Origin of the sequence: Dolichospermum sp. LEGE 00240 (genome assembly GCF_015207875.1) — a bacterium.
Classification (GTDB): domain Bacteria; phylum Cyanobacteriota; class Cyanobacteriia; order Cyanobacteriales; family Nostocaceae; genus Dolichospermum; species Dolichospermum gracile.
Window position 1 is genome coordinate 74,336 of sequence record NZ_JADEVZ010000004.1, and the last position, 11,994, is coordinate 86,329.

The window sequence follows — 11,994 nt, forward strand, 5'->3', positions numbered from 1 at the left end:
CCATTCAGTGGCGTTGAAAATTGTCGTTATGGCAAGCCAAAAGGCAAGAGTGAAGAGGGTTTGGGCGATTTTACGTTTCTTTACACAGTTTGGTTTTATTGTGTTCACCTACTTAGATAAATCACAGGAAACCATCGAAAATTTCTCATTGTTTTTACCACTCAAGGGAATATTCTTTTTCCGACTGCATCCATCCTTGCCAACTTCCAAGTTGTACACACCTTCTGGTAGATAAACTACTGCCACCTCTGTGGGAACAATCACCTCTAGAACCCTATTTCCGTTCTGCGTCACCTTCATTGGCGTACCAGCTTTACCTACTGCTACCTGCAACCTGCTGATTTTTTGCCGTGCTAATGCCAGACGCAAAAATGCTTGTCCTGCTTGACCCCCTTCCATCCGCATGACGTTTTTGCCCCGTTGTAATATCCGATTCCCCAAGTTTTCTGCTGCTTCTAGAATTTCCTTATCCCCACTGGCTTCATAGGCTGCCACAAGGATGTCGAGAAAGATAGTCTGCTGTTGATCTAAGCCATACCTATTGACCATCTTTCCTTGCTCAATATATTCCGGCACAAATCCATCCTTTCCCATATTCAGCAAGTTATCCCACGCTTGCCTGAACCGTTGAATGTACTTAGGGTCTTTGGTGGTACGATAGGCTTGAACCAGGATGTAGAGAGTATTGTATTTACCGTCACCATAAAGCTGATTGACAGCGGGCTTCCCATCGGGATTAAGTTTGCGGATAAAGTGACCCCACTGCTCGACCCACGCCTTGTCATACCATAAATTCGTTACTGCCATGGCCCTATCTAGATATTTCTTTTCCCCCGTCAGTTGGTGGAGATCGAACAGTTGCCGTACGTAGTATAGGGTGTCCGTATCGCTAGACCTTTCCTCTGAACGCAAGAAGGCTTGAGTAGGGGTGAATTGTTCTTCTAGTAAAGCTAGATGCTGGTTCATTCGGTTCTGCCAGACAAACTCTAACTTCTGATTTGCCCATTTTATAAACTTAGGATTGCCAGTTTTTTGGGACAAATAGGCTAACCCATTAGCTACCGCACCGTAATCCTGTGTCAGCGTCACTTTACTCTTGGGCTGACCATCTTTCACCTCTACCCAGCCCCACATTCCAGCGTTATTTTCGTCAAAGTGCTTGATGGTTGCCTCAGCTAATGCTACACACTTTTTCAGTAGATTCAAGTCGTCAGGAAACCACTGGCAAATTTCGACTCCTTTGCTTATCAAAGCCACAGGTTGCTTATTCCCCGTACTCATGTTTGAGAACGGATCTAGGGAGTCATAGGAGAAGGGAATTAGCCCCGTATGAGGATTGCGAGTAGAAAAGAAAGACTCAGCAAATGAACCCATCATGGCATCGGCAGGCTGATAATCTAGTGACTTAAGTGCGATCGGTAAGTAATTGTCTAAGTGACCTCGCAGAAGATGCTTACCTGTTTTAGCAATCTCACTCCAGTATCTATCCATGATGTCAAAGCCAGCTATGAGAAACTTGTCCCCGGCAATATAGTAAGCCTCTTCTTTGCTGCCTGCAAGTTTGATATGAGTTAGGTCTAGATCATATCCTTCTAAACTTTTTGGGTAATACCACAACATCATCACAGTAGCTAACAATAAAGTCACAATAAATTTTTGGGAACTTTGCTTCATCTTCAATTGCCCTGGATAGGTATAATTCTTTCTGGTCTTTGACTATATCCTTGAACTTTGTGGTGTTTATATCTGAATTATTTATTATTAATTACACCCCTTGCGGCTCAGTGTTTGCCAAAATATTGCTATTGGCAATTGGGATGAAAACACTATTTCTTTCAGGATCTCCTGAGCCATTTTTTTCTAAATATTTAGGCTTGTAACCCGCTACTAATTGTGACAGCAATAGCATAATCGAAGCAGCATCATTTTTAGCAGCTGCTCCCACTAAAGTTTCTATCGTCATATCCAAATAACTAGGGATGATTTGACTGGCATTTTTTACGACTAACAGTTTTTCATGCTCAGTTTTTTCATACTCTTCTCCCTCAACAAATAACTCTTCAAACAGCTTTTCTCCTGGTCTTAAACCCGTAAATACTATATCAATATCTTTGTTAACCTCATATCCCGAAAGATGAATTAGTTCTTTTGCTAAGTCCACAATTTTTACAGGTTCACCCATATTTAACATTAAAACTTCACCACTACGACCCAGGACAGATGCTTGTAAAACCAGTTGTACAGCCTCCGGTATAGTCATAAAGTAACGACAAATATCGGGATGAGTAACTGTAATTGGTCCCCCTGCTAAAATTTGTTTTTGGAAAGTGGGAACTACACTACCTCGACTCCCTAAAACATTCCCAAACCGCACAGCTACATAGGATTTACCACTTCGTTTTGCTGCTTGTAAAACTAGCATTTCAGCTACTCTCTTACTCGCACCCATTACATTGGTGGGATTAACTGCTTTGTCCGTAGAAATCATGACAAAATGTTCAACATTATATTGCAATGCTACCTGTAATAAGTTCCTCGTGCCAATCACATTATTAGTAATTGCTTCGGCCGGGTTTAATTCCATTAGAGGGACGTGTTTATGGGCAGCAGCATGAAAAATTACATCCGGTTTAAATCTCTCGAAAGCGTGTTCTAACCTCGACTGCACTCGAATATCAGCAATAAATGTATAAATCTGCGGAAGCGGAATATTGATAGCTAATTTACCCTTATTTTTGAGAATTTGGATCAGCTGTTCTAGTTCTTGTTGGATATTAAAAACAGAATTTTCTCCATGTCCAATCAGAATTATTTTAGCTGGATGACAACGGAAAATTTGCCGACATAGTTCACTGCCAATTGATCCTCCTGAACCTGTAATTAAAACTGTTTTATGTTTAATAAATTTAGACACCCTTTTAATGTCTATATGAATAGGTTCACGTCTGAGTAAGTCTTCAATTTTGATATCTCTAATACTATCCACTCGAACCCGACCATTGAGGATTTCATGTATTCCTGGTAAAGTGTTAGGGTGGACTCCATTGGCTTGACAAATATCAACAATTTCTCGGATAATTTGTCCAGAAACTGTAGGCATCGCAATAATAATTTTCTGAATTTTTAATGTTTTGATTACCTCGGGAATTTTATAGCGATCGCCCAATACCGGAATTCCCCGTAAATGTATATGCTGTTTTTTGATATCGTCATCAATAAAGCCTACAGGATAAACCCCAAACTGGGGATTTCTTTGCATATCTTCCACCAGAGAAACCCCCGCATTACCCGCACCAATAATCAGCACTCTCTCCCTATGCTTAGATATTTTCTGTCTATGATTTACTCTTTCTACAACCCGCACACTAAATCGTAACGCAATCACACAAATACCAGACAGTATTCCCTCCAAAATTGGCAGTGATTGCGGAAGATTACTTAATAGCACATTGAATGTTTTATCCAATATATTAAATAGCGTTGTTTGGATGACTATCACACCCATCATTAACATGACTATATAGATGATTTCCTCAATACTTGCATATCGCCAATAGCGTTTATAAAAACCACATCCCCAAAAAACAATTAGTTTAACTACTAAAAACAAAATTGTAGCAACTTTTAACTGTGAAATATATTCTTGCAAATTCAGATCACCATCTAAACGCAAGGATAATGCTAAGAATGGTGTCATCGCAAAAATAGTAATATCAAAAATAAACCAATGTCTATTCCTAACTTTACTTAATTGATTAGATAAGGTTTTAATTGTTTTCTCAACAGTAAAATGAGAGACTAAAAATAGGATATTCACATCAACATCTCCAGGAAAATATATGAAATCTTTTCACTAGATAAACACCTGAGATTTTAATTGATAATCTCAAAGACATGATATATTCAAATCACCGTCTTACAGCAGAATTCAGGATTCAGGAGTAAAACTGGCTTACCGTCCGGCTTTAAATTTAGATTCTGTACCTCATTAATCTGCAATCTACTGTGTTCAAATCACCCTCTTAAATAATTAATAATGTGGTGACTTACAAAAATAAATTTTCACCAATTAAATGAAAATGCCATAGGGTTGATAAATATCAACTAAACATAAACATTAATGTATGAGTTATTATTTTTTATCTTGAACTTATAGAGGTTTTATCAAATTTCCACTGCTTAAGTCATGCCAGTTTGACACAAATTCCCTATTAAATAAAAATAATAGCAGCAAGTATAGTGGTTACACCATATCTGCTGCTTGATGAGTTCAAAAACTTCGATTGTTAACTTTTAATCCAACTATTAAAAACCCATAAACAGCCTGTTTAATTTGCTGTGTGAATTTTTAATTACTAATTTTTAATTCTGTTTTGCGGTACTAGGCTTTTGCTTGTAACGACTTCAGTAATTCAGTATTCACACCCGATTCACGAGTCAGAGAAATTTTACCCGTGCGAGCGATTTCTCTCAATCCAAATTTTTGTAGCACTTGCACGATCGCCACCATTTTACCAGGATCACCCACAACTTCCAAAGTCAAAGAATCTTCAGCCACATCCACAATTCGCGCTCGGAAAATCTGAGATAATTCAATAATCTCCGAACGATTGCTGCTAGTAGCATTTACTTTCAAAAGCATCAACTCTCTTTCTACGCAAGGAATTTCTGTAATATCCTGCACCTTGAGAACATTAACTAACTTATACAGTTGTTTAGTCAATTGCTCAATAATGCGATCATCACCAGGGACAACCATCGTAATTCGGGATACTCCATCCTGTTCCGCAGGTCCCACAGCCAGGCTTTCAATATTAAAACCCCGACGCGCAAATAAACTAGCAATGCGGGATAGAACCCCCGCTTCATCTTCCACAATAACTGACAGCGTATGTTTCATCGGCGACTAAAGGAGCATGACATGAACGCAGACCGGCACTCATGACTGCAAAGCGAGTTTCGACTACGCTGCATTGTCGGTCTGAATTTTTATTTTATACTTAATAATTGCCATCATTCCGTTCCTGTGGAAAAGTTATCGCAGGAGTCAGGAGTCAGGAGTCAGGAGTCAGGAGTAAAAACCTGTTGTGGACGGAGTTTCATGAATACCTACGGTACGTTGACAAATTATATTAAAGTAGAGCGATCGCAATTCCTCATAGGTTGGATTGTGGAACGAAACCCAACAATATCTATTTTCAAAGGTAGATGCAGCCTTTAAATCAAAGCCATATATTGTCATCAGCAGTGAAAATTGACAGGAACAAAGTATTTATGGGTTGGTTACAAAGAATGTTTGGCTTAGAAAAATCCGAAAGCGCCCAAGTTAATCCAACTTCTAGCGATGATGCTAATAAACAAACAATAGAACCAGAACGCATAGGATTAAATGGAGAATACGACCAAAGTGGTTTAGCAAAGCGCGTAGCATTAGCATTTGATCAATATCCTGACCTTAATGATATTGATACACTCTGGGTTGCCCAAACAGGTGGCACTGTGGTACTAAAAGGTAAAGTTCCCACCCAGGATATTCTTAATCAACTAGTTGCCGTAGCTCACACCGTTGATGGCACTACAGATGTTGATACTACACAAGTTAATATTAATTAGATTAATTAGAGTTTGCTAAATAAGTTGTTGGTGAGGACAGGAAGTAGGTAGATGTTTACCAATTACCAATTACCAATTACCAATTACCCATTACCATTACCAATCCAATCTAAAATCGCCTGGTTAACCTGTTCTGGTGATTCGTCCTGGGGACAATGACCGACATCTTCCAAATATAGCAATTGCAATCTCTCATTGTAGCCCACAAATTGATTTGCTAGTTTTGGCGGCACAAATCGGTCTTTTGTTCCCCAAATTAACAGCATGGGAATTGTTAAGTTTGGTAAAATTTTCTTGACACTAGGACTAAAATTCATCCTTGTTGTGGCTTTAAACAAAGCTCTAAAGGCACGGGCAGATCCCCGATCCTGGGGTGGTCCTGCTAAAATATCTATAAGTTCATCAGTAATGGCTTCAGGATTTGCATAAGCTAAACTAGCCCAAGGACGCAGCACACCAGGACGACGGACAAAATAAAATATCGGTTTCAATATTAATCTAGAAGTAAATATACTTTTAATCCCGCTGACAAGAGGTTGCAAAGCCGTCGGAATCATTTCCTGTTCCAAATTAGGATCAGGTAAACTCATCATCACTATCCCCTTTACCATATCAGGATGGTTAGCGGCTGCGACTAGAGAAATCAGTGAACCGATGGAATTACCGACCAAAACCACTGGTTGACGGATAAAAGTTTGCCAAAAATCGTAAACCTGCTCTACCCAAAGTTCCACATTGTAGTTAGTTGCAGCTTTTTCCGAAGCCCCAAAGCCAATCATGTCCAAAGCGTAAACCGTGTGAGACTTACCCAAAACCTCTAAATTATGTCGCCAATGACCAATGGAAGCGCCGAAACCATGAAGTAAAATTAAGGGTGTTGTTCTTGCATAATCATGGGGAGGACGAATATAAGTATAACGGGTTTGCCAACCACGCCACACCCAATCCCTTTGATTACCAACTCTTTGCTGCCAATGTCTTGCGGTAGTCACAGTTATCTCTTGCTGATTAGTTGGAAACTATATATATATGTTACACTATATTTAATTAGCTTCAATGTATACCTAATTTTGCTATCATGGAAACATCTTCTAGATATCATACCTCTATGTATGTCAGAAGAAAATTGTAACAATAGTTATTAGTGTCAAGTATCATGTAATTTACATTAAATAATCCAGTGGAATCAACTCAGAGTCAGACTATACAGTCAACGACTTGATCGAACTTCTCTTATAAATTTGCTACACTAGAGAGGGATATTCATTTTCCCATTCTGAGTTACTGTTGTATTTTGCCTTCAATGGCATATCAAACTAACCTAACTAAATCAAGACCAGTCCAAAATCTTAACTAAAGAGCTGCCACTAATCATAATGCCTGTGATTGAGAAAAAAAGAACTCGCGATCTGCCCCAAATTAACGAACGGATTCGCTTCCCGAAAATTCGGGTGATTGACACTGATGGCGCACAACTGGGAATTATAACTCCGCAGGAAGCGATACAATTAGCAGAGGAAAAGGAATTAGACCTGGTGCTAATTAGTGACAAGGCTGATCCGCCAGTATGTCGAATAATGGACTATGGGAAATATAAGTTTGAGCAGGAGAAAAAGGCGCGGGAAGCCCGGAAGAAGCAGCACACGGCTGATGTGAAAGAAGTGAAGATGCGCTACAAGATAGAAGAACATGACTATAATGTGCGCGTTAAACAAGCCGAACGCTTCCTCAAAGACGGCGATAAAGTTAAGGCTACTGTGATGTTCCGAGGTCGGGAAATTCAACACAGTGACTTGGCAGAAACGTTGCTTAAGCGAATGGCTACGGATTTAGAGCCTTTTGGTGAACTTCAGCAAGCACCGAAGAAAGAAGGGCGAAATATGATGATGCTGATTTCACCAAAAAAATAATTTTGTCAACAACCTAGTCATGAATGCTGTATAAATTAGTTAGTAATAGGATCTAAAATTGACACCGGGGAGATTTGTCCCATTCCCTCAGCATTCATACATAATTAGATTTATGTCAATTTATTCTGAAATGATAGTCCTGACGGCTGAGTGGGAAAAATAATACTCAGTTGTTCAGGACTTTTGCTATGGTTTTAGAGAGGAGTCAGAAAGAAGGAGTCAGGAGTCAGGAGAAGAATAAAGGAGAATAAAGAGTTTCAGGTTTAAAAAAGTGAATTAGGTGCAAGTAATAAGCATTGACACTGTTTATTTACCGAACTGACAAGTCAGCGCTTACGCTATCACTTTCTCAGATTCGAGACTATTCTGATCTCCTTCTAATTCTTCCCCCTAATTCTTCTTCCTGACTCCTGACTCCTGACTCCTAGCCTATATAGTTATTTTTACTTAGCTACCCAGACAATAAAACTGTATGGAATCGAAAAATCACGGCTTTTGTAGCAATCGAGGTCTTTTGGCGCGAATGCTTCAGTGGGTGAATCTCCGTCCTGAAGAAGTTGAGCGCACTTGGATGATGTTTGCTTTCTACACAACGGTAGCTGTAGGATTAAGATGGGCAGAGGATAGCACTGTTGCCCTATTTTTAGATCAATATGGAGCAGGACAACTACCTTGGGTTTATATTGCTAGTGCTGTGCTTGGTGTGGGACTGGTAGGTTTATTTTCTTGGTTGCAAAGGATTTTCCCTTTACGTTGGGTGATTGTGGCGATTGTCCCTTGTATGATCGTGCCTTTATTTTTATTAGTATTATGGCGTTGGGGAATAAATATTCCAGCGATCGCAATGGTGATTATTTTTATCCTCCGATTGTGGGTAGATGCTTGTTATGTAGTCAATGATTTGAATACTTCAATTGTTGCTAATCAATTATTTAATATTCGGGAAATTAAACGGACTTATCCACTGGTAAGTAGTGGTTTATTAGTAGCAGATGTCATCAGTGGGTTTAGTTTGCCTGCATTGGTAAAAGTGATGACACTCAATCAGGTGATTATTCTCGCCTGTTTGGTGGTTCTTTGTGGTTCGGGAATTTTATTTCTTTTAACTTATAAATATCGTGGCGCATTTCCGAGTACACCCCAAAGGGATATTCCTGAAGAACAGGGTTCTCGTCATCGTCGCTTGCAAACTCCTTTGAAGCGTTATGTATGGTACTTGTTTATTTTTGTAGCCCTGTTGCAAGTCATGGGTTTGTTAATAGATTTTCAATATCTCAGAGAACTGAATGCTAACTTTGGTAATCAGGATTTGGCGAGTTTTTTGGGGTTATTTGGTGGGATTGTAGGGGTGTGTGAGTTATTTACTCAATGGTTTGTTTCGAGTCGGTTAATTGAGAAAATTGGGGTGTTTTCGACGGCGGCGTTGTTACCAATCACTGTAGGATTTTTATTACCATCGGCGATCGCTCTGCTGAGTTTCTTTCCTGCCATTCAAGAGAAAACTGTATTTTGGGGTTTAGTCAGTCTCAAATTCTGTGATGAACTACTCCGCTATACCTTTGTTATCAGTAGCGGACCTGTTTTATATCAACCGATTCCCGAAGAAACTCGCAGTTGGATACAAACACTATCCGGTGGTACAGCCGAAGCCATATCCAGTGGTTTAACCGGGGTAGTAATTTTCAGCACTTTATGGTTTGTTGAACAATATTTGCCTACATCCCTACAAAAATGGGTGTTTGTGGGAGAAACGGTGATTATTGCGGCTACTTGTTTAAAAGTAATTTGGAATTTGCGATCGCGCTATGTTGATTTATTAGTTTTAAGCGCCGAAAGAGGAGAAGTCAGCGCCGCCACCGTCGGTTTACGAGTATTCCAACAGGGGGTAGTCAAAGCCCTCGTAGAAACAGGCAACACAGCCGATAAAGGTGCTTGTGTCGAACTTTTAGCCCAAATTGATCTCCAGGGAGCAGCCCAGGTTTTAGCCCCCTTGCTCCCACAACTAGCACCGGACTTACAAGCTAAAAGTCTGGAAGTAATGCTCTTAGCCGGTGCAAATCCAGCCTACTTGCGTGCAGTTAGTCCCCTATTAGAACAGTCTCCAGCTACATTTAATCCAGAGGTATTCGCTCTAGCTTTACGTTACGTTTCCTTAGCTGATGTCAATGCTGATTTAAGCCTTTTAGAAAACTATCTCCACCCTCAACACCATTCACTCATTCGGGCTACTGCCGCGGCTTTACTCCTGCGTCAAGGAACAACAATCCAAATAGCAGCAGCCACAAATACCATGCAGCAAATGTTAACTCATTCCCAGGAACGAGAGCGAATTAACGCCGTAAAAGCCTTCAGAGAATCCCTAGATTTACAAGAATTACGAGTATATATTCCCAGCTTATTAACAGATAAATCTTTACGAGTCCGTTGTGCTGTTTTGGAAATGATTGCCGCAACGAGGTTAGAACAATACTATTCGATTCTCTTAGCAGCCCTATCTTATAAGTCTACCCGCACTACTGCTATCCTTTCTTTAGTGCGGTTAGAGAACAATGCACTCCCTCTCTTATTACAACTAGCGACAAATATTTATAAACCCGAAGTAGTGCGAATGCACGCTTGGCGGACTATTGCTCTCATTGGTACTATCGAAGCACAGGAAAGTTTATGGGTAAATCTAGAAACATCTTGGGGTAGCACCAGGGAATATATTCTGCGGAGTTTAATTAAAATCGGACAACAGTCAGAAAATCAGAATATTGTGCTGATGTTAGATGAAAGTAGAATAGAAGCTTTAATTAAGGAAGAATTGCAATTTTTAGGAGAAATCTATGCTGGTTATGTAGACTTAGAATTAATTAATTCCTTAGATAATCATCACACCAATGAGAGATTAATTTCTATTGGTGAATTATTACAAACCGCACTATTAGAAGTAGAAATTGATGTTAAAGATAGATTGCTATTACTGCTAAAATTACTTTATTCTCCAGCTAAAATTCAAGCCGCAACCTTAGACATTCAATCTGAATCGGTAGTAAGTTTAGCCAGAGGTTTAGAAATATTAGACCATACAGTAAAGTTAGCGTCTAAATCCGTATTACTGCATATCTTAGATCGTCGTCCACCACAGGAAAAACTCCAGCGGCTTATAGAACATGGCATTCTTGAACAGGAAACAATGGCTGGAAATAATAAACAAGAATTAACCATCATAGCTAATCGTCTGCGTAAGTTAATTAGCATTGGTAACTTACTCTCTGATTGGTGTTTGGCTTGTTGTTTTCATTTTGCCCAAGCTGCCCATATCCGTGTTAGTTCTGATCAAATTTTAGTAACTTTGCGTCATCCTACAGGCTTTGTGCGGGAAGCTACTATATCATATTTGAGCGTGGTTTCTGGGCGGGTTATCCAAGAAATTCTCCCTTACTTAAAAACAGATCCACATCCTCTAGTCGCGGCTCAAGTTCAGGAATTAATGAAGAAATCCGTAAGGTAAAAACAGAGAAATAAATTAAGAAGTATTTATCAATTTTCCAGTTTATTTCTCCACCAACAAACCCACCTAAACCACCTGAGTTCGGTGTTAGGAGTTTCTCCTTCGGAGACGCTACGCGAACAGAGTTATGATTTTTTCAACGAGATCATCAGGGTTTGAGACTTATATTTGGGGCAGTTTTCCAAAAATTATCTTATGTCGAACTCAGGTTAAACCAGCATCAAATACTAACTCAACTATCAATATTTATATTATAATTGACTTAACGTAAAATCGTTCCCGAATAGGTTGAGCTTAAGTTGACACCAATGAGCATTGCGCTAAACCCCTACAAAGAATGTGGTTTTTTGTGAATGTGTAACGCTCCTTAACCTTACCCAAAAACAACACCGCGATAAATTTCGGATATCGGTAAATCAACCCCAACAGACTCCAAAAAAATGGATTTTTCTAAATCTTTAAAATCACTCAATAACCAACCTTGAGACTGTTTACTATATTTTTCTATAAAAATTTCATCTTGTTCAACTAATAAATATTCACAAAAACTGCTAACTGAACGATACATCCGAAACTTGCTTTGTCGGTCATAATCTGCGGTTGAAGGTGATAATACTTCTAGAATTAAAATGGGATTTAAAACTTCATCATTGCGGTTGTCATTTAGTTGCGGTTCATCTGCAAAAACCATTACATCTGGATATACTCCGCGTTTATATTCAGGAATCCATAACCTCAAATCACTATTAATTGGCTCACATTTACTATCACGCAGCATAAACTTGAGAAATGCAAAAATATTGCCACCTATACGGCTATGGTTGAGTGATCCTCCCGACATGGGAACAATTTCTCCATCACGATATTCACTGCGTTCTTCAGCTTTTTCTTCAATGGCGCGATATTCATCTAAACTATAACGACGCTCAACAGTAGTAATCATCATCTTGCAACCAATTACATTGAAATAATCAT

Annotated in this window: 8 protein-coding genes; 3 read left to right on the forward strand and 5 right to left on the reverse strand. The window is 39.3% G+C overall.

The features are described from left to right. Window positions 1–108 precede the first annotated feature (108 nt). From IQ226_RS02060 to ilvN, 3 genes are all read right to left on the reverse strand, one after another. Window positions 109–1,674, reverse strand: coding sequence for a hypothetical protein (locus IQ226_RS02060; protein ID WP_193891491.1), 1,566 nt, complete (start codon window positions 1,672–1,674; stop codon window positions 109–111). 91 nt (window positions 1,675–1,765) lie between these two features. Further along, the gene (locus IQ226_RS02065; RefSeq protein ID WP_193891494.1) at window positions 1,766–3,817 is read right to left on the reverse strand and encodes a nucleoside-diphosphate sugar epimerase/dehydratase; all 2,052 of its coding nucleotides are present in this window, start codon (window positions 3,815–3,817) and stop codon (window positions 1,766–1,768) included. A gap of 564 nt (window positions 3,818–4,381) precedes the next feature. Further along, window positions 4,382–4,900, reverse strand: coding sequence for an acetolactate synthase small subunit (gene ilvN / locus IQ226_RS02070; protein ID WP_193891496.1), 519 nt, complete (start codon window positions 4,898–4,900; stop codon window positions 4,382–4,384). Between the two features lie 374 nt (window positions 4,901–5,274). Here ilvN and IQ226_RS02075 point away from each other — a divergent pair, with 374 nt between their 5' ends. Further along, window positions 5,275–5,613: a BON domain-containing protein gene (locus IQ226_RS02075; RefSeq protein WP_193891619.1), complete on the forward strand. Its 339-nt coding sequence runs from the start codon at window positions 5,275–5,277 to the stop codon at window positions 5,611–5,613. Between the two features lie 83 nt (window positions 5,614–5,696). Here the strand turns inward: IQ226_RS02075 and IQ226_RS02080 are convergent, their stop codons facing one another. Next, the gene (locus tag IQ226_RS02080) at window positions 5,697–6,605 is read right to left on the reverse strand and encodes an alpha/beta fold hydrolase (RefSeq protein WP_193891498.1); all 909 of its coding nucleotides are present in this window, start codon (window positions 6,603–6,605) and stop codon (window positions 5,697–5,699) included. Window positions 6,606–6,989: 384 nt separating this feature from the next. Here IQ226_RS02080 and infC point away from each other — a divergent pair, with 384 nt between their 5' ends. Both infC and IQ226_RS02090 read left to right on the forward strand, forming a co-directional pair. Further along, the gene (gene infC / locus IQ226_RS02085) at window positions 6,990–7,523 is read left to right on the forward strand and encodes a translation initiation factor IF-3 (RefSeq protein ID WP_015083285.1); all 534 of its coding nucleotides are present in this window, start codon (window positions 6,990–6,992) and stop codon (window positions 7,521–7,523) included. A gap of 472 nt (window positions 7,524–7,995) precedes the next feature. Further along, window positions 7,996–11,019 (forward strand): MFS transporter, encoded by a 3,024-nt coding sequence (locus IQ226_RS02090; RefSeq protein WP_193891500.1) that lies wholly within the window; start codon window positions 7,996–7,998, stop codon window positions 11,017–11,019. Window positions 11,020–11,392: 373 nt separating this feature from the next. Here IQ226_RS02090 and IQ226_RS02095 read toward each other — a convergent pair whose 3' ends face one another. Then, the gene (locus tag IQ226_RS02095; RefSeq protein WP_193891623.1) at window positions 11,393–11,962 is read right to left on the reverse strand and encodes a Uma2 family endonuclease; all 570 of its coding nucleotides are present in this window, start codon (window positions 11,960–11,962) and stop codon (window positions 11,393–11,395) included. Between the last annotated feature and the right edge of the window lie 32 nt (window positions 11,963–11,994).

What these genes read in the sequence shown, in the direction of transcription:
- IQ226_RS02075 (WP_193891619.1), top strand. Translation starts at nt 5,275, where the DNA reads ATGGGTTGGTTACAAAGAATGTTTGGCTTAGAAAAATCCGAAAGCGCC.
- ilvN (WP_193891496.1), bottom strand. Translation starts at nt 4,900, where the DNA reads ATGAAACATACGCTGTCAGTTATTGTGGAAGATGAAGCGGGGGTTCTA.
- IQ226_RS02090 (WP_193891500.1), top strand. Translation starts at nt 7,996, where the DNA reads ATGGAATCGAAAAATCACGGCTTTTGTAGCAATCGAGGTCTTTTGGCG.
- infC (WP_015083285.1), top strand. Translation starts at nt 6,990, where the DNA reads ATGCCTGTGATTGAGAAAAAAAGAACTCGCGATCTGCCCCAAATTAAC.
- IQ226_RS02060 (WP_193891491.1), bottom strand. Translation starts at nt 1,674, where the DNA reads ATGAAGCAAAGTTCCCAAAAATTTATTGTGACTTTATTGTTAGCTACT.
- IQ226_RS02095 (WP_193891623.1), bottom strand. Translation starts at nt 11,962, where the DNA reads ATGATTACTACTGTTGAGCGTCGTTATAGTTTAGATGAATATCGCGCC.